21 protein-coding genes and 1 pseudogene are annotated in these 21,584 nt (G+C 45.1%); 11 read left to right on the plus strand and 11 right to left on the minus strand.

The features are described 5' to 3' along the window. Positions 1 to 59: 59 nt before the first annotated feature. Genes ACRRS1_RS04390 through ACRRS1_RS04410 form a run of 5 tightly spaced genes read right to left on the minus strand, consistent with a single transcriptional unit; the run spans position 60 to position 2,941 of the window. Positions 60 to 494, minus strand: a complete 435-nt coding sequence (locus tag ACRRS1_RS04390) for a DUF4426 domain-containing protein (protein WP_432468300.1) — start codon at positions 492 to 494, stop codon at positions 60 to 62. A gap of 58 nt (positions 495 to 552) precedes the next feature. Then, positions 553 to 840: a DUF167 family protein YggU gene (gene yggU, locus ACRRS1_RS04395; RefSeq protein WP_432454352.1), complete on the minus strand. Its 288-nt coding sequence runs from the start codon at positions 838 to 840 to the stop codon at positions 553 to 555. Beyond that, on the minus strand, positions 841 to 1,386 hold the full coding sequence (locus ACRRS1_RS04400) for a YggT family protein (RefSeq protein WP_432468299.1): 546 nt from the start codon (positions 1,384 to 1,386) through the stop codon (positions 841 to 843). Positions 1,387 to 1,402: 16 nt separating this feature from the next. Further along, the gene (gene proC, locus ACRRS1_RS04405; RefSeq protein ID WP_432461029.1) at positions 1,403 to 2,224 is read right to left on the minus strand and encodes a pyrroline-5-carboxylate reductase; all 822 of its coding nucleotides are present in this window, start codon (positions 2,222 to 2,224) and stop codon (positions 1,403 to 1,405) included. An 18-nt stretch (positions 2,225 to 2,242) separates the two neighbouring features. Then, positions 2,243 to 2,941, minus strand: a complete 699-nt coding sequence (locus tag ACRRS1_RS04410) for a YggS family pyridoxal phosphate-dependent enzyme (protein ID WP_432454348.1) — start codon at positions 2,939 to 2,941, stop codon at positions 2,243 to 2,245. A 26-nt stretch (positions 2,942 to 2,967) separates the two neighbouring features. On the opposite strand from ACRRS1_RS04410, the gene ACRRS1_RS04415 reads away from it, so the two are divergent. From ACRRS1_RS04415 to ACRRS1_RS04430, 4 genes are all read left to right on the plus strand, one after another. Next, positions 2,968 to 4,002: a type IV pilus twitching motility protein PilT gene (locus ACRRS1_RS04415; protein WP_432454346.1), complete on the plus strand. Its 1,035-nt coding sequence runs from the start codon at positions 2,968 to 2,970 to the stop codon at positions 4,000 to 4,002. 8 nt (positions 4,003 to 4,010) lie between these two features. Beyond that, a complete protein-coding gene (locus ACRRS1_RS04420) occupies positions 4,011 to 5,129 on the plus strand; it encodes a PilT/PilU family type 4a pilus ATPase (protein ID WP_432454345.1) in 1,119 nt (372 codons plus the stop codon). Positions 5,130 to 5,143: 14 nt separating this feature from the next. Continuing rightward, on the plus strand, positions 5,144 to 5,917 hold the full coding sequence (yaaA, locus tag ACRRS1_RS04425; RefSeq protein WP_432454344.1) for a peroxide stress protein YaaA: 774 nt from the start codon (positions 5,144 to 5,146) through the stop codon (positions 5,915 to 5,917). Positions 5,918 to 6,103: 186 nt separating this feature from the next. Further along, a complete protein-coding gene (locus ACRRS1_RS04430) occupies positions 6,104 to 6,847 on the plus strand; it encodes an OmpA family protein (protein ID WP_432468297.1) in 744 nt (247 codons plus the stop codon). Positions 6,848 to 6,909: 62 nt separating this feature from the next. On the opposite strand, the gene srmB is transcribed toward ACRRS1_RS04430, so the two are convergent. Further along, on the minus strand, positions 6,910 to 8,163 hold the full coding sequence (srmB, locus tag ACRRS1_RS04435; protein ID WP_432456097.1) for an ATP-dependent RNA helicase SrmB: 1,254 nt from the start codon (positions 8,161 to 8,163) through the stop codon (positions 6,910 to 6,912). A 101-nt stretch (positions 8,164 to 8,264) separates the two neighbouring features. Here srmB and ACRRS1_RS04440 point away from each other — a divergent pair, with 101 nt between their 5' ends. Together ACRRS1_RS04440 and brnQ are read left to right on the plus strand one after the other, a co-directional pair. Then, positions 8,265 to 8,987, plus strand: a complete 723-nt coding sequence (locus ACRRS1_RS04440; RefSeq protein ID WP_432468296.1) for a tRNA1(Val) (adenine(37)-N6)-methyltransferase — start codon at positions 8,265 to 8,267, stop codon at positions 8,985 to 8,987. 126 nt (positions 8,988 to 9,113) lie between these two features. Continuing rightward, positions 9,114 to 10,421: a branched-chain amino acid transport system II carrier protein gene (gene brnQ / locus ACRRS1_RS04445; protein WP_432461033.1), complete on the plus strand. Its 1,308-nt coding sequence runs from the start codon at positions 9,114 to 9,116 to the stop codon at positions 10,419 to 10,421. 695 nt (positions 10,422 to 11,116) lie between these two features. Here brnQ and ACRRS1_RS04450 read toward each other — a convergent pair. Both ACRRS1_RS04450 and fldB read right to left on the minus strand, forming a co-directional pair. Further along, positions 11,117 to 11,254: pseudogene (locus ACRRS1_RS04450) on the minus strand (IS3 family transposase); the annotation flags it as partial. 320 nt (positions 11,255 to 11,574) lie between these two features. Next, the gene (gene fldB, locus ACRRS1_RS04455) at positions 11,575 to 12,099 is read right to left on the minus strand and encodes a flavodoxin FldB (RefSeq protein ID WP_432456096.1); all 525 of its coding nucleotides are present in this window, start codon (positions 12,097 to 12,099) and stop codon (positions 11,575 to 11,577) included. Positions 12,100 to 12,203: 104 nt separating this feature from the next. On the opposite strand from fldB, the gene xerD reads away from it, so the two are divergent. From xerD to trxC, 4 genes are all read left to right on the plus strand, one after another. Continuing rightward, a complete protein-coding gene (gene xerD / locus ACRRS1_RS04460; RefSeq protein ID WP_432461034.1) occupies positions 12,204 to 13,112 on the plus strand; it encodes a site-specific tyrosine recombinase XerD in 909 nt (302 codons plus the stop codon). Between the two features lie 90 nt (positions 13,113 to 13,202). Next, on the plus strand, positions 13,203 to 14,024 hold the full coding sequence (locus tag ACRRS1_RS04465; protein WP_432454337.1) for a thioredoxin fold domain-containing protein: 822 nt from the start codon (positions 13,203 to 13,205) through the stop codon (positions 14,022 to 14,024). Positions 14,025 to 14,093: 69 nt separating this feature from the next. Continuing rightward, positions 14,094 to 15,815 (plus strand): single-stranded-DNA-specific exonuclease RecJ, encoded by a 1,722-nt coding sequence (gene recJ, locus ACRRS1_RS04470; protein ID WP_432468295.1) that lies wholly within the window; start codon positions 14,094 to 14,096, stop codon positions 15,813 to 15,815. Between the two features lie 42 nt (positions 15,816 to 15,857). After that, on the plus strand, positions 15,858 to 16,289 hold the full coding sequence (trxC, locus tag ACRRS1_RS04475; RefSeq protein WP_432454334.1) for a thioredoxin TrxC: 432 nt from the start codon (positions 15,858 to 15,860) through the stop codon (positions 16,287 to 16,289). A gap of 23 nt (positions 16,290 to 16,312) precedes the next feature. Here trxC and ACRRS1_RS04480 read toward each other — a convergent pair whose 3' ends face one another. From ACRRS1_RS04480 to ACRRS1_RS04490, 3 genes are all read right to left on the minus strand, one after another. After that, complete coding sequence (locus ACRRS1_RS04480) at positions 16,313 to 16,555, minus strand: hypothetical protein (RefSeq protein WP_432454333.1); 243 nt, start codon at positions 16,553 to 16,555, stop codon at positions 16,313 to 16,315. A 164-nt stretch (positions 16,556 to 16,719) separates the two neighbouring features. Then, a complete protein-coding gene (locus ACRRS1_RS04485) occupies positions 16,720 to 17,109 on the minus strand; it encodes a hypothetical protein (protein ID WP_432464426.1) in 390 nt (129 codons plus the stop codon). A 478-nt stretch (positions 17,110 to 17,587) separates the two neighbouring features. Further along, positions 17,588 to 18,688: an ISAs1 family transposase gene (locus ACRRS1_RS04490; RefSeq protein WP_432468294.1), complete on the minus strand. Its 1,101-nt coding sequence runs from the start codon at positions 18,686 to 18,688 to the stop codon at positions 17,588 to 17,590. Between the two features lie 844 nt (positions 18,689 to 19,532). On the opposite strand from ACRRS1_RS04490, the gene ACRRS1_RS04495 reads away from it, so the two are divergent. Then, positions 19,533 to 21,527: a pectate lyase family protein gene (locus tag ACRRS1_RS04495; RefSeq protein ID WP_432454331.1), complete on the plus strand. Its 1,995-nt coding sequence runs from the start codon at positions 19,533 to 19,535 to the stop codon at positions 21,525 to 21,527. The last annotated feature ends 57 nt before the right edge of the window (positions 21,528 to 21,584 follow it).

Here is a 21,584-nt window from a genome sequence, read left to right on the forward strand (position 1 = left end):
AGTGTAATCGAAGGGCTTGCTTGCCAAAAGCCCTAATCGCCTGCTTGATCGATATTGGCTTATTCTACATAAAATTTATGATTGAATTTAAGCCGCTGCTGTTTAGGGCCTTCACTAATCAAGATCTCAAAGCGAAAGGTTTCCTCGTTGCTAAAACGCAGTTGCGCAAGGTAGTAGACTGAATCGCCTTCACGAACTTCTTGGAATTCTAATTGATTTTGATTGCCAATTAAGTTTTGCGCGGTTCCCGATATTTTGACCGCTAGAGCTGGCTTCCCTTTTGCTTTTGCATCTAACACTGTGATGTTAATTAGGCCTTTGTAGCGACTACGTTCCAGTTGGTACACCTTGGCGACTTCGGCGGGAATAAAAGTGGAGTTTAGGGCCATATAGTGGACTTCATAGTCACCTAACAAGACTTTTTGTTCAGCCTGGCTGGGAAAGGCAAACAGTAGCAGGCTACTGACAAAGCTAAACAATAGATACTTACGCATGATGCTAACCTTTTAAAAAACTTTGGTTTTAGTATAGAAATAAAATGTGGGTCATTGCTTACATTAAGTTGGCAATTATTTCAGGAATAATTTGTGGCGATGTTACTTCAATGGTTTTGTGTCGGCCCAAATCACCGCGAATAATGCTTACTTGCGACTTCGCCACCTTGCATTGCTTGGCAATAAATTTACTCAGGTGCTGGTTGGCTTTACCATCGATAGGGGGGGCCGTAATGGCGATTTTAAGTTCTTCGCCATGTAGACCGACGATGGCATCGCGACTCGCTTTGGGTTGCACGTAAACCTGCAAACGCAGGTTTACGCCTTCCATCGACACTGCTGGCATTTACAGCAGGCTCCAAAGCGGGATCCAACCACTAATCAATAAGTTTAAAAAGTTCAAGGCAACAAACAAGACTAAGACCGAGAGATCGAGTCCGCCGATTGCTGGAATAATCCGGCGAATGGGCGAGAGCATCGGTTCTGTGAGTTGCCCTAGTACATATTCTACCGGGCTACGACCTTGGCTCACCCAACTTAAAATCGCGCGGAGTAGCAGCACCCAAAAGATCATATAACCGGCTTCTTTCAGAGTATTGAGTAGCGCAATTAGTGGCAGTTGCGGCCAGCTAATCCCGCCAGACATTTGCATCAAAAGAGCCCATTTCACTGCGGCAACAAATATTGCCAATAATACTGCTGCCCAATCAACACCAGCAAATCCGGGAATAATTCGACGGATGGGGACCACGATAGGGTTGGTGGCTTTAACAATAAACTGGCTCAATGGGTTATAAAAATCAGCACGAGCCATTTGTAGCCAAACTCGCAGCAATACCACCATCAGGTAGAGGTTGAATACAACTTCAATTAAATAACTAAACGCTTGCATAAGATCCTCTGATTAATTAAAACAAACTTTCCATTTCACGCCCACGCGCAATGGCGGCGTCCATGGCTTGACCGACGATACGCGGTAATTGCTGTTCTTCAAACACGCGAATGGCTTCGGCAGTCGTGCCTCCCTTAGATGTAACATTGGCCCGAAGGGTCGTTAAATCAAGGTCTGGATTAGCCGCTACCAGTTCAGCGCTACCTAAAGCCGATTGTTGCACCAATTGGCGCGCCTGCTCAGGACTAAAACCTAAGTGTTCGGCATGTTGTTGCATGGCTTCCATGAACAAGAAAAAATAAGCAGGTGCACTACCAGCTGCGGCAATAATGTGGTTAATTTGATCTTCTTGTTGTACCCAGCAAGTCTCACCAACCGCTTGCATCAGTTGCTCTGCTGCTGCGCTTTGTTGGGCGCTTACATCGCTAGGAGCATACAGTCCAGTCATGCCTCGGCCCACTAAGGCTGGTGTATTCGGCATGGTTCTTACAATGGCGGTTTTTTCACCGAGTAGGTTTTTTAAACGTGCGATACTGATACCCGCCGCGATGGAGATAAATAGTTTGTTGGATAAATCGCCGCTTTGTTTGGCCAGATCTTCACAAACGACGGCCATGAGCTGTGGTTTTACCGCTAAAACAATTACATCACTTTGGGCGGTGGCTTGTGCATTATTGTCGGTCACTGGTATCGCAAACTCTTGTTGCAGCTTCTGCTGTTGTTCAAGGTTTGGGTCACTGGCGGTGATATTACTTGCGTCGGTGCCATTAGCGATCAGGCCGCCAATTAAACTACTGGCCATGTTGCCGCCACCGATAAACGCAATTCGAACTGTCATGTTGTTGTTCCTTGTTGTTTAGCCACGCTGGCCAAATATAGCACTGCCTATACGTACCATGGTACTGCCATGGTTAATCGCATCTTGCATGTCGCCACTCATGCCCATGGAAAGGGTATCGACACTAGCATATTGCTGCTGTAGTTGAGAAAACTTTTCAGCCATTGCTTTAAATTGTTGGTCTAGTCGCTGATCATTATCGAGTTTCTGCGGAATGGCCATTAAGCCTCGTAAAGTCAAATTGGGTAAGCTGGCAACATAAGCTGCCAACTCATCCACTTGCGTGAGGCTTAGTCCCGATTTTGCCGATTCTTGACTAATATTAACTTGTAAGCACACTTGAAGCGGTGCCATTTTGTTGGGACGTTGTGCATTCAGGCGCTCGGCTATTTTGTCCCGCGCTAGGGTTTGCATCCAGTCGAAGTGTTCTGCAACCAAGCGAGTCTTATTTGATTGTAAGGGGCCAATAAAGTGCCACTCTATCGGATCTTTTAGCCAAGTTTGTTGTCGACTTTGAACGATTTTATCGACGCCTTCTTGGACATAGTTTTCACCAAATAAGCGTTGTCCAGCTTGGTAGGCTGCAGCAATGTCGCTCAGCGGTTTGGTTTTACTGACCGCCAGCAAAGCTACACTATTTGGCGGGCGATGTGCTTGAGCTAACGCTTGCTGAATTTCTTGGTTAACAAATTGAAGTGCTTGGGTAATACTGCTCATAGTCTCAACATCGGGGAAATGAATAAATGGATGTTACTGAATTACTAGCCTTTAGTGTAAAACATAACGCGTCTGATCTACACCTATCTGCGGAATTACCACCAATGATTCGAGTGGATGGGGAAGTCAGAAAGATTAATTTGCCCGCCTTAGAGCATAAACAGGTACATAGTCTAATTTATGACATCATGAATGATAAGCAGCGTAAAGAATATGAGGAAAACTTGGAAATCGATTTTTCCTTTGAAGTTCCCGGTATTGCGCGCTTCAGGGTGAATGCATTTCAACAGAGTAGAGGCTCGGCGGCGGTATTTCGGACGATTCCCTCAGAGGTGCTGACTTTAGACCAGCTGGCTGCCCCCGCAATTTTTAGACAAATTTCTGAACACCCGCGTGGATTAGTGCTGGTGACTGGCCCCACTGGCTCAGGAAAATCAACCACCTTGGCGGCGATGATTGATTATATTAATGAGCAGCGTCATGAACACATTTTAACCATTGAAGACCCCATTGAATTTGTCCATAAAAATAAAAATTGTTTGATTAACCAACGTGAAGTACATCGAGATACCCATAGTTTCACTAATGCCTTACGTTCAGCCCTACGTGAAGATCCAGACATTATTTTAGTCGGTGAATTAAGGGATTTAGAAACCATTCGCTTAGCGCTGACTGCCGCTGAAACTGGGCATTTGGTGTTTGGTACGCTGCATACCACCTCGGCGGCGAAAACCATTGACCGGGTGATTGATGTCTTCCCTGCAGCAGAAAAAGACATGGTTCGCTCGATGTTATCAGAATCTTTAAGGGCGGTCATTGCGCAAACCCTACTGAAAAAACTTGGCGGTGGGCGAGTGGCTGCCCACGAGATTATGGTTGGTATTCCAGCGATTCGGAACTTGATCCGCGAAGACAAGGTGGCACAGATGTATTCGGTGATCCAAACCGGTATGGCCCATGGAATGCAAACTCTTGATCAAAATTTAAAAGAATTAGTCAATCAAGGTTTGGTGGCTTATAACGATGCGAAAGCGAAAGCGGCTGATCCCAATAACTTTTAGGAGCTTCGATGTTACTTGATCAATTATTGCGAGAGATGTCGGAGCGCAAGGCCTCCGATTTATATATATCGGTAGGCGTTCCTCCTAGCGCCAAGATTAGTGGGCGTTTACAGCCGCTCAGTGAACAACCAGTGAAGCCTGAACAGGTAATGGCAATGTTGTCCAGCATTCGGAGTGAGTCGCAGCTGCAGGCATTTCTGCAGGAGCTCGAAGCTAACTTTGCGATTGCTCGTCAAGGTTTGGGTCGTTATCGGGTGAGCGCATTTTTCCAGCGTGAACAGCCGAGTATGGTGATCCGCCGGATTGAAACTGAAATCCCCAGTTTCGAACAGCTACAATTGCCTCCAATTCTGAAGGAAGTTGGCTTGTCAAAACGAGGCTTAATCTTATTTGTAGGGGCAACTGGTGCGGGTAAGTCGACCACCCAAGCCAGTATGATTGATTACCGCAATCATCATTCAAGTGGACATATTTTAACCATTGAAGATCCGGTGGAATTTATGCACAAACACGCTGGCTGCATTGTTAATCAGCGTGAAGTGGGGATCGATACCCCTTCTTTTGAAGAGGCCTTGAAGAACTCTTTGCGTCAGGCGCCGGATGTTATTTTAATCGGTGAAATTCGAACCCGTGAAACCATGGAATTTGCGCTGCAATTCTCCGAAACCGGTCATCTGTGTATGGCGACCTTACATGCCAACAACGCCAACCAAGCTCTGGATAGAATCATGCATTTAGTACCAGAAGAGCGGCATCGGCAATTGTGTTTTGATCTTTCTTTTAACCTGCGAGCGATTGTCGCGCAGCAGCTGGTTCCGGTGAAAGACGGGAGTAGCCGCCGTGGCGTATTTGAAATCTTGTTAAATACGCCGCTAGCTGCCGACATTATTCGCAAGGGTGATATGCATAAACTGAAAGACCTCATGAATCGGTCGCGAGAGCAGGGCATGCTGACCTTCGATCAGAGCCTGTTTGATCTCTATGAAAGTGGCGTAATTGGTTACGCCGAAGCGATTGCGCATGCCGATTCGCCAAATGATTTAAGGTTGATGATTAAATTGCAAGGCAGTGATAAATCTAATAACTTAGACAGCGGAATGTTAGACGGTGTGACCGTCGATTATTAGGACAAAGGAGCATTATGTTAGCGGTTATTTCACCAGCTAAAACCTTAGATTTTAGTTCAGCAGTACCTTGCACTAAAGCCACCCGCCCAGCGATGTTAGCGCATAGCGCAAAGTTGATTGAGGTGGCTCGGCAATTGAGTCCTGCGGAGATTGCTAGTCTAATGAAAATTAGTGATAAGTTGGCGGGGTTAAATGCGGCACGCTTTGCAGAGTGGTCCGCTGATTTACCGGAAGACCTCGCTCGGCAGGCAATTTTTGCCTTTAAAGGTGATGTTTATACTGGTTTAGATGCTTATCGTTTAGATGCGTCGCAACTTGATCATGCGCAGCAGCATCTGCGGATCTTATCTGGCCTATATGGGTGCCTCCGTCCCCTCGATCTGATGATGGCCTACCGTTTGGAAATGGGGATTAAGTTGGCGAATGAGCGTGGTAGTAACTTATACCAGTTCTGGGGAGAGCTAATTACTGAACAGTTAAATTTAGCCCTGGAACAGCAAGCAGATAATGTTTTGCTAAACTTAGCCTCCAACGAGTATTTCAAAGCGGTAAAACTCAAATCACTGAATGCTCGAGTGGTGACCCCTGTATTTAAAGATCAGAAAAATGGTCAGTACAAGATCATTAGTTTTTATGCTAAAAAAGCGCGAGGTTTAATGGCCCGTTATCTGCTGGAACAAAAGCCTAATAATCTCGAGCAACTCTGTGCTTTTAATGCTGATGGTTACTATTTTGATGAAGCGAGTTCCGATGCTAACCATTTAACGTTCTTACGTGATCACGCTTAATTTGCTTTAAACTTAGGGCTTATGTATCGCGAGAGTTTCGGCGTTTTTATTGATTCACTTGTTATCTTGGAAAAGCCCTGCCAATATTGAATATAACTGCCATGAAGAGCAGTTTTTGGTAATAGCTAACTTATTTTTGCTCAAGGTTGTCGACAGAGAAGTCGAAAAAGTCCATATGGAGATAGTATGAAAAATAAGATTGTAGTGGTCATGGCATTGCTGGGTATTGCAACATTGTCAGGTTGTTCGAATGCACCTAAAGGAGATGCTGGGATTATTTGCCCGGCCATTGGTGGCGGTCTTGGTGCCTTGATTGGTGGTGGTGCTGGCGCTGTCGGTGGCGTTATTACTGGGGCGATGTTCTGCGCCAATCCAGATCAAGATGGTGATGGTGTCATTAATAGTCAAGATGAATGTCCAGATACCCCCGCCGGTACTGCGGTTGATGAACGCGGTTGTGCTGCGGTTGAAGAGGCCGTCGTTGAACAAGCTGTTGTAGAAGAAGCTGTGGTTGTAGAACAAGTTGCGGTGGTTGCGGCTGCTGCAGTGTTGATCCCAGAAGGCTGTGAACAATATGTGATGGTTGATGGCGATAAAGTGATGGGCTTCAAACACGTTCTTTTTGGTTTCAATAAAGATAAATATAGCCAAGCAGAGCAAGCTAAAGTGGATTGTATCGCCGATACAATTATGGCTAACGATCTGACGATTGATGCAGTGGGTTACACCGACAGTGTCGGTAATGCCGATTACAATATGGCTTTGAGTCAACGCCGAGCAAATAACGTTGCCGATGCATTGCGAGCCTCAGGGGTAAGCGCCAGTACGACTATCGAGAAAGGTAAAGGGGCTGCGGCACCAGTTGCCAGTAATGCAACTGAAGCTGGCCGTGCAGACAATCGCCGAGTTGAAGTTCGGGTTTATCACTAAGTAACAAGCAACGAAGAGACAATGAAAAGCCACGCATTGCGTGGCTTTTTTGTTGTCGTGGGTTACTTGGCTTTTTTGGCTAGTTTTTTTGCGCGCCCTTTAGCGCGTTTTTTCGCCAATTTTTTATCGACAACGGTTTTTGGTTTTTTCTTTTTCGCCGGGGCCGCAGATATTTTATGAGTGGGGCGTAGACCTTCGATCACTCGACGCTTAATCGGCTCTTCGGTGTAGCGTTCGGCCTTGGCTAAGGCGCTCATGTCATGCGCCTCGACTAAGTTGATCGCTATCCCTTTGCGGCCTGCACGCGCAGTACGTCCTATTCGGTGCACATAAACATCTGGGGTGTGTGGCAAGTCGTAGTTAAATACATGACTAATTTCAGGGACATCAAGTCCGCGTGCTGCAACATCGGTGGCAATCAGGAATTTCACTTCGCCATCACGAAAGGCTTGCATTGCTTGATTACGTTTATCTTGTGCCATTTCACCACGTAAATAGGAAGCTTTAATATCATCACTTTGTAGGCGCTCGGCTAAGGCGTATAAACGTTCTCGGGTTTTTACAAATACCACGCTACGTTCGATGTCTTCATTTAATAGGTAGTGGCGCAATAGTTGGTATTTGTGTTCAGCATCATCACAAAAATGAACAATCTGTTGGATCTTGGCTCGTTCTCTGCGTGGTGGCTCAACTTCGATCTGCTGAGGATTGCTCATTACTTTTTCAGCAAAACGTAGCAGCCCGGCACCTTCTAAGGTGGCGGAAAATAAAGCGGTTTGGCTACGTTCACTGGTGGCGTCGCTGATGGTCTCCATGTCATTAATGAAACCCATGTCTAACATGCGATCAGCTTCATCGAGGATCAAGACTTCAATGGCTTGGCAATCAAATACTTTGTAGGTGATGTATTCCATTAAACGGCCAGGAGTCGCTATCACAATATCAATGTTGCCCTTGAGCTGTTCGGCGTGGACGTCATATTTGACCCCGCCGGTAATATCCATGATGCTTAGTCTGGTATGCGCGGTTGCTTGGCGAGCTTGCTCGGCCACCTGCATTGCGAGTTCTCGGGTCGGAGTTAAAATTAACACTCGACCGGGACCTGCTTTACGGCGCGGATAATCCAGCAGATGCTGAATTGCCGGCAGCAAAAATGCCAAGGTTTTTCCGGTGCCAGTGGGGGCACTGGCTAATACATCTCGACCGTCTAGCATCGCTGGGATGGTTTGTTGTTGGATTGTGGTGGCTTTAGTTAAGCCCATATCTTCAACCGCGTGTAAAATTTGTGGGTCGAGGTCGAGGTCTTCAAAGGTCATTGGAAAATCTACCAGTTTGTGAGGCGCCATCGACTTGAACCAAAAGCGCGGGTCATTTACATTCGCGGCATAGTATAGCGCCAAACTAAGGCAAGCAAGAAGTGATCAATCATAATCAATGTTCGGGTTTCACTTTTAAGCAGTTTCATGTGGCTCATGATCGCTGCGCGATGAAGGTGGGAACCGATGGGATTTTACTCGCGGCATGGCTAACTCTGCCAGCGGAGTGTCGACTGCTCGATGTAGGATGTGGCACTGGCTTAATCAGTTTGATGTTGGCGCAACGTATGCTGGGCAATGTTCAGATTGATGCTATCGACATTGACGCAGCTGCTTGCCAGCAGACTCGACAAAATGTTGCCCATAGTCCTTGGCCAGAAGCGATTCAAGTTTTTCATCAGAGTATGCAACAGTTTAGTTGTGTGCAGCCCTATTCGTTAATTGTATCGAACCCGCCTTATTTCCCCGCTGGACAGGTGTTTGAGCATAAACGTCAGCAAGCTCGGCATGATGGCGACTTGAGCGCAGAGCAGTTTTTTAGCGCGCTCCAGTCATTGTCTGATGTGCAAACTCGAGTTGGCTTAATTTTGCCTTGTACCGAGGCACCACGCTGGTTGACTTGTGCGGCAACCAAAGGCTGGTTGGTTGAGCGTAAGGCAATGGTTCGTTCATTGCCGCATAAGGCACCGATCCGAATGTTGTTATTATTGTCGAAACAGGCTCATATTCTGGCTCATAGTGAACAAATTCTTATCTATCAAGAAGATAAAAATTATAGTCCACAATATGTATCGCTTTGTAGAGATTTCTACCTAAACATGTAGAGTTTTTGGTTATTGCCAGAGATCAAAGTTCACTAATTCAGCTTGATTCACTGCTTTTATGTTTTATTTGCGTAATATATACTCCGCGGTTAATTGAGGATGCAGTGATTAACACGGGGGATACACATGTCCAAAGCACTTGGCTCATGGAACACGATGAGTTTAGGCTTAATGCTTTTTGCTTTCTTTTTAGGGGCCGGAAACTTAATTTTTCCGCCGATGGCCGGCATGTTAGCGGGAGATAATTTGCTGTTATCGATGTTGGGCTTCTTAGTGACAGCTGTAGGGCTTCCCTTGTTAGGTTTGTTAGCGATAGCCAAGGCAGGTGGTGGAATTGTGCAGTTGGGTCGCTACTTGCCAAGTCAAATTGCTAATTTAATCGCGCTCTCGATTTATTTAGTCTTGGTTCCCATGTTCGGGATCCCCCGTACCTGTTTGGTTGCCTATGAACTTGGTTTTGTCCCCCTGGTTGAAAATGCTAGCCAGCTAACGCTGATGGCTTATTCTTTGTTTTATTTTATTGCTGCATTATTTTTTATTTTGCGTCGTGGTGGGTTAATTGACTCGGTTGGTAAAGTGATTACTCCGCTGTTGGTTATTTGTATTGCAGTGATTGGCGTTACGCTATTTAGCCACCCTTTTGCCGAGATAGCGCCAGCCCAGCAGGGCTTTGCCGAAATGCCATTTGGTCAAGGTTTTATCGATGGTTATAACACCATGGATGCGCTTGCCGCTTTGATGTTTGGGGTATTGATGGTCGATGCATTAAATAACAAAGGTGTGACTGATCAACGTCAGCAATTTGGCTATTTGGTGAAAGCCAGCTTGATTGCTGCTTTAGGGCTCTCTCTGTTTTATGTGGTGTTGTTTTACTTAGGGGCTACCGCGACGGGAGTGGCGCCGGGTGCGAACAACGGCGGTGAAATTATTGTTGCCTACGTGAAAGTATTATTTGGTCCTCAAGGCCAATGGTTGTTGGCTGCCGTGGTGAGTCTTGCATGTTTTACTACGGCTATTGGTGGGGTGTCTTCTTTCGCGACTTACCTGAGTGATAATACCAAGATCTCTTATAAATATATTGCAATTATGAGTGTGGCTTGTTGTGCCTTGGTCGCCAATATTGGACTCAATCAGTTATTGCTGGTATCGATCCCCATCTTGATTGGGATCTATCCGGTGGCGGTTGCTTTAATTGCTTTCAACATGCTGGTGACTTGGTTTAAGCGTCCCAAAATGACGGCGAGATTGATGGTTGGGGTCGCGGCATTGTTTGGGCTTCTCGACGCCATTAAAGCGACAGGGGTGAATATGGACGCATTTAATATTCTACCTGGATTTAGCCAAGGATTTGCATGGCTACTGCCTACGCTCGCAGCAGTGATTGTGAGCCTGTTGGTCGGGCCTCAAAAGGAACGGCTTGCGGAAACGGCCTAATACAGCTGTTTGGTGTAACAGGCCACTATGATTGTGGCCGATACCCGAAGTTTGGTTGTAATTTCAAGCGTTCGTCATGCTTTGTGCTTGTGTGGCAATCATGCAAGCCGCTGCAATGCATGTTACTCAAACGATATTAAAATAGTTGCTTAGCGGTCTACCAAAGTACGGAGATAGTCTTGGAAATTGACTTTGCTTTGTCAGTATCTATAAGGTTTGGGTGAGTTTAGTCAGAAACATATCCTAAAATTCGAAGAACAATCATTTGCCCTATTTATTAGAGATAACTCGAGTGAAGTGATTGCTGGTTTAACGGGTGTTATTGTGTCACCTCCATTCAAATCAGGTTTCTTTAGTTGTCTGCTACTTTGAGAAATCACCGCATCGTTAGTCTGCTATTGGCTCAAGTTGAGAGCGAAGCTAAGCGCAGCGATATTCCAAATATTATCATCGATACTTATATATTCTAGGCACCACATTTTACGAGTCATTTGGGTTTGTAGACATAGGGCGCTATACCGATTATTTAGTGAAAGGTGTAGACAAAACTTTTACCAAAAGCGCTTAGAAAACAACTAACGAATCAGCCGATGTTCCTTTCTTTAGTCAATCTGTAATATGCTTTTTACGGACCAAAGCTTGCGACTGTTCTCAAGGTGAATCGCCCCGACAAATTCGCAGGCAGGTTTATTGAGTTATGCTGCCCGAGCATCGGGCAACTGTCGATAGTAGTTTTCTTCGTACTCTGCTGGCGGTATATCACCAATCGAACTCAGCAGCCGTCTGTTGTTGAACCCGTCAACCCAGTCCTGTGTAGCCAGTTCAACCTGCTCCAAAAAAGCCGGGTACTGGTTTATTGAACATAATGGGAAAATCGTAGGAGGAGCTTCACCGCTGCCTGCTGAACCAGATGTATGTGAATTGTAAAAACTGTATTTTTTAGCACCAATAGAGGACATGATTTCACTAAATGAAGGACGGTTCGCACAGCTCTTTAAACAAACCAAAGCGCTCGCTTATCCACCATTAATTTAATGGCTGGCCCTCAGTATATTGTTGATCGGGCCAAGTAAATCACAAGTGGCAGCAACAGCCTCATAAGTTTTGCTTAGCCCTACATGACGGTGCTCGATGTGAGTGCAGTAAGGCCTGGTTAAGCAATGCCTAATTGTTGCAGTTCTTGGCTTAATTGCTGGCACCAGCTGGCAATGCGCTGGTCGCTGAGATCATATTGATTTTCGTCATCTAAAGCTAAACCATAGAAAAACTCTCCATCTTCTGTGAGCGCTTTAGAGACCTCGAACTCATAGCCTTGGTTTGGCCAAAAGCCGATAAAGTTCGCGCCAGAAGGGGCGAGTTGTTCAAACAACATGCCCATGGCATCTAAAAACCATTCGCAGTAACCCACTTGATCACCTAAGCCAAACAGAGCGATGGTTTTATTTTTCAGGTCGAGTGTTTCAAGATTGTCCCAGACGGCTTCCCAATCTTCCTGTAATTCGCCATAATCCCAAGTAGAAATACCCAGAATAAGTACCGAATAATCGCTCATTTTCTGAATATCACAGTCTTTCACATTAAATAGATCCACTTGGTCTTCGCCAAATTCAGCTTGAATTTTTTCGGCGGCCATTTCGGTATAACAAGTAGATGAGCCATAAAAGAGGCCAATACGCATGGGTAAACGTCCTTTCGCGTTGGTTTGCAGCGCGGGCAGTGTAGCAAAAGCTTTCAGCAACACCAATATACTCATTTGCAGATTAGCAATCACAGTGAAGCAATATGCCAAGTAAAAATATTCCTGATAGTTCGACGGTTTATCTAGACCGATTTATTGAGCAGCTATGGTTTGAATATAATTTAGCTGATAATACGCTGCTTTCTTATCGTAACGACCTCCAGCAACTGGCGTTATTTTTGACCAAGCAAGGCCTGTTTCTAGAGCGAGCCTCGGCTTTAGATTTACAAGCATTTATTAGTGCACGGTATGAGCAAGGGCAAAAAGCTAGCTCTGCGGCTCGGCAATTGTCAACCTTGCGCCGTTTTTATCGTTTTTTGTTACAGCAGCAGCTACGCGAGGATGATCCCACCGCACTATTGGTACAGCCAAAGTTGGCTAAGCATCTGCCAGGAACACTCAGTGAGGCCGAGGTGGACCTTTTGTTGGCTCAGCCACAGCTTGATGATCCGATCCAGCATCGAGATTTAGCCATGCTGGAAGTGTTGTATGCCACCGGTTTACGAGTGACTGAATTGGTTGGTCTGCAAATGGAGCAAGTAAGCTTGCGCCAAGGTTTGGTGAGAGTCGTTGGCAAAGGCGGTAAGGAGCGTTTGGTTCCCTTAGGTGAGCAAGCGGTGGACTGTTTAGAAGGTTATTTACGTCAATCACGGCCCTTATTACTTAAAACTGAAAGTGATGTATTGTTCCCTAGTGCGCGAGGCTGTCAGATGACGCGGCAAACCTTTTGGCACCGGATTAAACGTTACGCAGGCTTAGCTGGCATATCCGAGGGTTTATCGCCACATACCCTGCGTCATGCCTTTGCCACTCACTTGCTGAACCATGGTGCAGACCTAAGGGTGGTTCAAATGTTGTTAGGGCACAGTGACCTATCCACCACGCAAATTTATACGCATGTGGCTAACGAGCGTTTACGTTCGGTCTATGATCAGCATCACCCGCGAGCGTGAGCAACAAGTTTGCATTTATTCAATAGAGACGGTAAGTTTTGCAGAGTTTACTCGGTCTGCTACTACAAGTTCTAATTCGGAGAAGATCTAATGAAGTTATCAAAGGCCCTGGTATTGTCGCTAAGCTTACTTGGTTTGAGTGTTAGTCAAGCTTGGAGCAATAGCAGTACTGAAATAAGTGGTGGCGAGCAAAGCAAAGCGCCTAGTCGTGTATCGGCTCAGTTAGATTTGACTAAAATCCAGCAACTGATCGCTGCTCGTCTTGGGGTTAATATTGACTCTATTGCCGAAACCCCCTTGGCGGGAATTTACGAAGTCGTCAGTAGTCAGGGGATTTTTTATGTGAGTCAAGATGGTAACTACTTGTTGCAAGGCAGCTTGTTTGATTTGGTGAATCGAGTCAATTTAACTGACCAAAGTATGTCTGCGGTACGACTTAAGCAGTTAGCCAATTTTGAAGATGATATGATCACCTTTAAGGCTAAAGATGAAAAATATGTGATTACCGTATTTACTGATACCAGCTGTGGTTATTGTCGTAAGTTGCATAGTGAGTTATACACTTATCAAGAGAAAAATCCCGATACCAATAAGATTGAGCAGTTACCGGGTTATACCGATTTAGGCATTACGGTACGTTACTTAGCCTTCCCGCGGGGTGGTTTACAGTCACCTGCTTACCATACGATGCAAAATGTATGGTGTGCCGATGACAAAGCTGCAGCCTTAAGCTCGGCTAAACAAGGGGGGGCGATTGCGCAGGTTTCCTGTAAGGAAGATGTGATTGAGCAATATCACTTAGGTGAGGCTTTTGGTGTTCGTGGGACACCAGCGATGGTATTGCAAGATGGCAGAATGCTACCTGGTTATCGTCCGCCAGCAGCCCTGCTGGAATTATTACAACGTAGCTAAGTATTGTAGGCTCCTTAGGAGCCTTTTTTATGAGTCCTATTTTGCCCCCTATGTAGAGTACAAAATTACGTGTTATTACGTCGTCGAGAGCAGCTAGATAGCCAGGCTTTACCAGCCGAATGGCCTGAATTACTGAAGCAGATTTATTTACGTCGTGGGGTGCGCAGCGCCGCCGATGTGGAGCGCCGAGCTCAGGCATTGTTACCGTTTAAGGGCTTAAACGGTATGAATGAGGCGGTCAAGCTATTGATTGATCACTTAGCCAATGGCCGTAAAATTTTGGTGGTGGGTGATTTTGATGCCGATGGAGCCACTAGTACTGCCTTACTTATGGCTGGCTTACCGTTGTTTGGCTTTCAATCACTGGATTTCATTGTGCCTAATCGCTTTGAATATGGCTATGGTTTAAGCCCTGAAATCGTCGAGCTTGCGGCGGCTAAAGGTGCGCAGCTGATCATTACCGTAGACAACGGTATTTCAAGTATCGCGGGGGTGGATAAGGCGCAAGCTTTGGGGATCCCGGTCTTAATCACCGATCACCATCTACCTGGCGAACATTTGCCAAAGGCTGCGGCCATTGTGAATCCCAATTTATCGGCGTGCGCCTTTCCCAGTAAGAACTTAGCGGGTGTTGGGGTGGCATTTTATTTGTTGATGGCTTTACGCAGTAAGATGCGTGAACTTGATTTATTTACTCAACAAGCGATCGCAGAACCTAATATTGCGAATTTACTCGACTTGGTTGCCTTGGGCACGGTGGCGGATGTGGTGCCACTAGACAGCAATAATCGCATTTTGGTGCATCAAGGTTTACAGCGGATCCGTGCCGGAGTGTGTCGGCCTGGGATCCAAGCCTTAATTGAAGTCTCGGGGCGTAACAAGAGCAACATGGTGGCTAGCGATCTCGGTTTTGCGATTGGTCCGCGTTTAAATGCTGTGGGCCGCTTAGACGACATGAGTTTGGGTATTCATTGTTTGTTGAGTGATGATATTCACCATGCTCGGCAATTAGCGAGTGAAATGGATAGTCTTAATAGTGAGCGTAAAGACATTGAACAAAGTATGCAGCAAGAGGCACAAGTGATTGTTAATCAACTGCGTTTAGATAGTGAGAGCTTACCCAAGGCGCTGTGTTTATATCAGGCTGACTGGCATCAAGGAGTGGTTGGTTTAGTCGCATCACGAATTAAAGAGCAGTATTACCGTCCGGTATTTGCTTTTGCCGATGGTGACAAGGGCGAAGTAAAAGGCTCGGGGCGCTCAGTCGCAGGGGTTCATTTACGTGACTTATTGGAGCGAATTGACACTCAGAATCCGGGCTTGATTAGTAAATTTGGCGGCCATGCAATGGCGGCTGGTTTATCTTTACCTCAGACTCGCTTGGCCGAATTTAAAGCTTGCTTGGAGCAAACCTCTAGCGATTTTGTTGATGAGGATTGTTTAACCCATACTCTATGGAGTGATGGTGAATTGCCAGCTGAATATCAGGTATTGTCGTTTGCCGAGATGCTTCGCGAAGCTGGGCCTTGGGGACAAGGTTTCCCAGAACCGCTATTTGATGGCCATTTCGAACTATGCAGCCAGCGGGTTGTAGGGGAAAAGCACTTGAAGATGAGTGTGAAATTACCTGGAATGTCACAGGAAATTGATGCGATAGCTTTTAATGTGGATCGTAGTGTGTGGCCAAATGCTGCGTTGAAGCAGGTGCAATTAGTTTATAAACTGGATGTAAATGAATTTCGTGGGCGACGTAGTTTGCAGTTGCTGGTCGAGCATTTACAAGCGCTATAGGCTCTGTTTAGAAAGCCTTGAAATGAAAGAAAGAGGAAAACAATGAGTGCAGCGTTAATAGTTATTTGTCCCAGCTGTCAAGCGGGTAATCGTGTTCCTCAAGCACGTATGTCCGAGCAAGCGAAGTGTGGTAAATGTTCTCAGGACTTATTTGCGGGGAAAGCCATTGAGGTCGATGAAGCCGCTTTGGCTCGTCATTTAAAGGGAGACTTACCGGTGCTTGTCGACTTTTGGGCGCCTTGGTGTGGCCCATGTAAGAGTATGGCTCCGGCCTATCAGCAAGCGGCTCAGCAGTTTGCGCATCGAGCTCAGTTTTTGAAAGTGAACACTGAAATATTGCCAGTCTTGGCGCAGCGTTATCAGATCCGCTCTATCCCGACCTTAATTTGTTTTAAAGGTGGTAAATTACTGGCTCAGCAAGCCGGGGCTTTGCCCGCGCAAGCGCTGTCACAATGGATAGAACAGCAGTTGTAAATAGCCAAGCCTGATGATCCCTGTCATAACTTAGTGTGGGGGTTCCGCTTCGGTTTGTCTTTCATTAACATGAGGGTGAGTAGGATCTTACTGGGCACCATTAGTAATAAGCCTGCACCGATGATCCCGGCGATAATTTGTACCCCTTGAACGCCCCTGTCAACACTGATGCTGGTAAACATAGCCAGCGCGACGCCTAACAGTACTAGCGTTAAGCCAAGCCCAATACTGATGTACAATAGCCACTTCCAGTTTGTTTCACTCATCACTTTGTCCTTTTCATCATCAGCTGATTTTATTATTCAGACATAGCTCGCGATTAACCTTGCGTTGGCGCAGTTTATTGGAGATTTTTTGTTACCAGCCTGTTTTATTATTTAGGCTTGGTATCGTTAGCGATTCAGTTGGTATTGGCGCTTCTTATTGAGGCTCAGTGGCGTTTTGTCATACTTCCTTTAGCGACGAGGGTGTCGAGAATAGCGATGTCACCTTGCCATTGGAGTTTGCCGCTGACTCGCCAGAGAGAACCGATGGCTGGTGGCTGGGGGAGGTTCGCCAAGATTTGTAATTCAAGAGCGGAACCATCGGTGGTGATGGCCTTCAAGTCGTAGTGACTGGGAGATGTTTTCCGACTCGCTAGTAGGCGAATATTGCCACGACTCAGCCCTTGAAAAGTCTGGCTCAGGGCCTGTTCTAAGCGGGGGAGCTGAGAGGTTTGAAACGGGCTATCAGGTGACCAGGTGTAGTAACAAAATACACCAATAAATAAGACCATCACCAAAGGTAAGCGTTTATCGATATGTCGGGGATCTTTCGACATTTTGGGGTCCTCGTTGTGATGCTCTAGGTGCAGGCTTAGACTTGCGCCTGATTAACTGAAAGGCTAGTGCCCATTGGTAATTAAAGCTACTTCTCTCAGCGAGGTTAACTTACCCACTAGTGATCCGTTTTGTTCAAAACTTTACGAGCAGTGGAGCAGTTTAGGCTATAAATTATCCAGTTAAGTGGCCTGATATGGGCATCTCATTAAGCCTAATTGTCACTTTGCTGGGATGCTTCTCGATTGCTGGTTAACGAGTTATTACTTCCTAAATGCTAGGTGTGTACATTTAAATTTTATATGCTCATCTAAAAAACCATCTACGGCATTTTGTCACCAATTAATCATCTGCTTTGGGGGGAGCGATTCAGCTATTCATTCTAATCTAAGGGCTTCTTCTGCTATGTTGAAATTTTATGGGCGTTATTTATTTTCTGAAAGAGAACTGCGTCCAGGGCGGGAGCATACTTTGATGGATTTATAACCCAAAGAAGACTCGTGCCCGATAATCGTCGTTCCATCCCGCTTTCTTCAACTTCACTTTGTGACTTGGCGCTCCACAATCGCATTGTTTGAGCATGTTCATCACAAAACGTCTAAATAGAGCTATGTTTTCCACCGCTCCGTCTAAAGTAATGCGAGAGTTATCCTCTTTAAAAACAACATCTAATACGTAATGCTGGCTGTTTTCAATTCGCCAATGCTGACGAATATAGTGGCCTAACAATTTGTGATTCGGTGACATTGAGCTTATGTAATACGAGGTATCTACAGTGCCTTTCCCATTTATCACGCGGTGGTGTTCCACTGCTATGATGCTTCTTACCGTTGGCCATTTCTTTGCTAACTCTTCGGGCAACTTGGCCTTTAGTTGAAAGACGTATCGCTCTTCGCTACGACCATGGTGTTTTTCTTTAATTTCAGTGACGACCTTCTCTTTACCAGCATCAAAGACGGCTTGAAACTGCTCAACAACAGCCGCTCTCAACTTTGGTTGGTTGTTTTTTACTTGAACGACAACATGAGCCTTCTTTTCTGCGATTTTCTCTAGTGTATCGCGCTGACAATGTAGAGCATCAACGGTGACAACACTGCCTTTTACGTTAATAACATCAAGCATTTGGCGCACAACGCTAATCTCGCCGTTCTTGTTCGCTGTCGGTTTCTGACTCAGAACGAGACCTCGTTCAGTATCATAGGCTGTAACCAATTGTAATGCTGTTTTCTTGTTATTTCGGTACGAGCCACGCAGTACTTTTCCGTCAAATGCGATGATGGCTCTGTTTTGACTCGTTCGCTGCTCGTTAATCCACAGAGCTAATGCCTCAAGCAAAGACTCCGCGACAACAGAACGCAAAATGCGTGCAATCGTGTGTCGTCTTGGGATCCCGTGTTCAAATGGTCTATATTTCCTCAGCCAGCCCAACTTCTCTTCTCCATAATATTCAATGTCTTGCCAGCCTTCACATCCTGATGCGATAGCACTGATAACAAGGAAAATCACGTCAATAAGGTCATGCTTTTGATTGATGTCAGATCGAGTATCCTCGACGACTGATAAATGTTCAATTATGTTCAAAATAACTATGTAGCTTAGGGTTTAGAGGTATTAGATCATATCTGTTAACAAAGTGCGATCCCGCCCTGGAACTGCGTCTGCCTTTACTAAAGACTAAGCTATTTATCTGATTTGATAGACTAAATTTAATTTATCCTTGTTTTATTTTTTGTTTTTGCTTTTGTTTTTTTACGTTTTTTGTTTGTTGTTTAAAGTCTTGTGACTTTTATTTTGCCTTCTAAATTTAAACGTTTTTCAGATGAGTTTAAAAGTGGCTCCTAAAAAACCGATGATTAAATTCAAGGTCAATCATTGATTGCGAATCTTCTTGATGAATTAAGTGGTTCATATATTTCATTATATATCAGTATGTTGGGGGTTTTATTGTGGTTATATTAATTGGGGGAGGATTGTTTTTTTATTATGTGATGTAAATCATTTAGACCTTTTTCTCTTAATGATTAATTTATAGGCACCTGTTTTTATCCTTGAGTTTCTCGTTACTTTTTGTTTAGGAATGTTTTATAAAATCATTAGTGTGAAATAGCTCAACATTCCCAAATTGCTCTGTTGATTTCTTACTCACTTTATACAACTATTGATTATCGAAATAACGGTTTGTTTTTTTAGATCCGCTATTTTGTTTTGTGTTTTTTGTGAGTGATAGGTTTTTAGTTCTTGTGGGAGGTTGTATTTAATCCTAAATATATAAGTTTTAAATTGTTTTTTATGTATTTTTATAATGGCTTTAAATCTGTTGGGTGTATTCATTAAAATAAGATCATAAGAAATGATATTATCAAGTTGTAGCATGATGTATATGCAGATTTGTCATTCCTTTACATGAATTTGAATAGGATTTGAGATGATAATGCAAGCGAAGAAATATTCTTTATTTACATTGAAGGCGACAGCGATTGCTGTGTCTTTGTATACAGCGGGGGCTTTAGCCAACGGCGGTTTTGCTACTCAAAATGGTGGAACGACTGGGGGACAAGGTGGTGCGGTTGTTTATGCCAGTACCGGTACCCAAATTCACGAAGCCTTATGTAATCGAGCCTCTAGTGATACGCCTATTATTATTAGAGTTGAGGGCACTATTAATCACGGTAATACCAGTCAAGTATCTGGCGATAGTTGTAATACAGCAGCAGATAAAATTGAACTAAAAGAAGTCAGTAATATTAGTATTATTGGGGTCGGTAGTGGCGCTTTATTTGATGAGCTCGGTATTCATCTACGAGCGGCATCAAACATTATTATTCAAAATGTTCACGTTCGGAATGTTAAAAAATCAGGCTCACCAACCTCTAATGGTGGGGATGCCATTGGTATGGAGAGTAATGTATATAACGTCTGGGTGGATCACGTCACATTAGAGGCCAGCGGCGGAGAAAGTGACGGCTATGATGCCTTATTTGATATGAAAGCCACCACCAAGTATGTCACGCTATCTTACAGTATATTACGCAATTCTGGACGGGGTGGTTTGGTTGGCTCTAGCGATAGTGATGACACCAATGGTCCAGTGACCTTTCATCACAACTATTACCAAAATATTAACTCTCGCACTCCCTTGCTTAGACACGCAACGGCTCACTCTTACAACAATTACTATGATGGTTTAATCTCTTCGGGAATGAATCCTCGAATTGGCGGCCAAATTCGTGCTGAAAATAACTATGTGAAAGATTCTAGCGATCCTTTAGGGACTTTCTATACCAATGATATGGGTTATTGGCAGGTGAGTGGCAATATATGGGACAACGTGAGTTGGTCGTCTGACGATGATAAGTCACACCCCGCTGGACCGAACCCTGTTTCAACCACTTCTATTAGTATTCCGTATAGTTACTTGATGGATGACGCAAGTTGTGTTCCTGCCTTGGTGTTAGCGGCTGCCGGGGCAAATAAAGGCCTGGCTGTGTCTGACGGGAGCTGTTCACCGACGGATCCGACTGACCCAACCGATCCAACTGACCCAACCGATCCGACCGATCCTACGGTTCCTGGTGATGGCGAGAATCTTGCTTTAAACGCTGCCGCAGATGGTAGTTCTAAAGCCAGTGGTACCAGTTACGGTAATGTGATTGATGGTGACACCGCTACCTATTGGGCCCCTTCTGGCTCAACCGGTACCATTAACGTTAAAAATCTAAATACCACTATCAACGCCGTAAGAATTGTTCCATCTTCAGGCACCGAGGGGCGGATTAGTTCTTGGGCATTAGTGAACTATGACACGGGTGAAACTTTGGCAAATGGCGGTACGGTGCCAGATGTAATTACTTTCTCTGACGTCAGCTTGAACAAGCTGAGCTTTGTGATTCAGGCTGCGAGCGCAAGCCCGCAAATCGCCGAGTTTGAAGTTTATAATGGCTATACCAGTGGGGGTTCCGATGGCGGAAGCTCGGTGGTGAATGGTACCGTGAATGGCACCTACAAAATTTCACCATTGCATAGTGCGAAAGCGCTTGATGTTGCCAACTGTGGTAGCAGTAATGGAACGAATGTGCAGCAATTTAGTTGGTTAGCTAACGATTGCCAGAAGTTTGTTATCTCTAACGTGGATGGTATTTGGCATCGTATTTCGCCAGTGAATGCTTCAACGAAAGGGGTAGAAGTGGCTTCTTCTTCAACCAGTGCAGCAGCCAATGTACAACTCTATGATTACTGGGGTGGTGCGAATCAACAGTTCCGCTTCCAAGCTGCAGGTTCAGGTAAATGGAGAATCATTAACCGAAATAGTGAGTTGTGTTTAGATGTGGCGTCTAAGTCAGCGGCTGATGGTGCTAATATCATCCAATATACTTGTAAGGCGGGTGCTGAAAATCAGATGTTTGTTTTAGAGCGTCAGTAATTCTTTAACTTGAGTTTTAGCTTGTGCTTAAAAGCCGCTCTGTGAAATAACAGAGCG

The organism is Agarivorans sp. Z349TD_8, from assembly GCF_050870825.2.
Lineage (GTDB): Bacteria > Pseudomonadota > Gammaproteobacteria > Enterobacterales > Celerinatantimonadaceae > Agarivorans.

Excerpts from the sequence above, each read along its gene's own strand:
- ACRRS1_RS04390 (WP_432468300.1), bottom strand. The coding sequence starts at position 494 with ATGCGTAAGTATCTATTGTTTAGCTTTGTCAGTAGCCTGCTACTGTTT.
- yggU (WP_432454352.1), bottom strand. The coding sequence starts at position 840 with ATGCCAGCAGTGTCGATGGAAGGCGTAAACCTGCGTTTGCAGGTTTAC.
- ACRRS1_RS04400 (WP_432468299.1), bottom strand. The coding sequence starts at position 1,386 with ATGCAAGCGTTTAGTTATTTAATTGAAGTTGTATTCAACCTCTACCTG.
- proC (WP_432461029.1), bottom strand. The coding sequence starts at position 2,224 with ATGACAGTTCGAATTGCGTTTATCGGTGGCGGCAACATGGCCAGTAGT.
- ACRRS1_RS04410 (WP_432454348.1), bottom strand. The coding sequence starts at position 2,941 with ATGAGCAGTATTACCCAAGCACTTCAATTTGTTAACCAAGAAATTCAG.
- ACRRS1_RS04415 (WP_432454346.1), top strand. The coding sequence starts at position 2,968 with ATGGATGTTACTGAATTACTAGCCTTTAGTGTAAAACATAACGCGTCT.
- ACRRS1_RS04420 (WP_432454345.1), top strand. The coding sequence starts at position 4,011 with ATGTTACTTGATCAATTATTGCGAGAGATGTCGGAGCGCAAGGCCTCC.
- yaaA (WP_432454344.1), top strand. The coding sequence starts at position 5,144 with ATGTTAGCGGTTATTTCACCAGCTAAAACCTTAGATTTTAGTTCAGCA.
- ACRRS1_RS04430 (WP_432468297.1), top strand. The coding sequence starts at position 6,104 with ATGAAAAATAAGATTGTAGTGGTCATGGCATTGCTGGGTATTGCAACA.
- srmB (WP_432456097.1), bottom strand. The coding sequence starts at position 8,163 with ATGACCTTTGAAGACCTCGACCTCGACCCACAAATTTTACACGCGGTT.
- brnQ (WP_432461033.1), top strand. The coding sequence starts at position 9,114 with ATGTCCAAAGCACTTGGCTCATGGAACACGATGAGTTTAGGCTTAATG.
- fldB (WP_432456096.1), bottom strand. The coding sequence starts at position 12,099 with ATGCGTATTGGCCTCTTTTATGGCTCATCTACTTGTTATACCGAAATG.
- xerD (WP_432461034.1), top strand. The coding sequence starts at position 12,204 with ATGCCAAGTAAAAATATTCCTGATAGTTCGACGGTTTATCTAGACCGA.
- ACRRS1_RS04465 (WP_432454337.1), top strand. The coding sequence starts at position 13,203 with ATGAAGTTATCAAAGGCCCTGGTATTGTCGCTAAGCTTACTTGGTTTG.
- trxC (WP_432454334.1), top strand. The coding sequence starts at position 15,858 with ATGAGTGCAGCGTTAATAGTTATTTGTCCCAGCTGTCAAGCGGGTAAT.
- ACRRS1_RS04480 (WP_432454333.1), bottom strand. The coding sequence starts at position 16,555 with ATGAGTGAAACAAACTGGAAGTGGCTATTGTACATCAGTATTGGGCTT.
- ACRRS1_RS04485 (WP_432464426.1), bottom strand. The coding sequence starts at position 17,109 with ATGTCGAAAGATCCCCGACATATCGATAAACGCTTACCTTTGGTGATG.
- ACRRS1_RS04495 (WP_432454331.1), top strand. The coding sequence starts at position 19,533 with ATGATAATGCAAGCGAAGAAATATTCTTTATTTACATTGAAGGCGACA.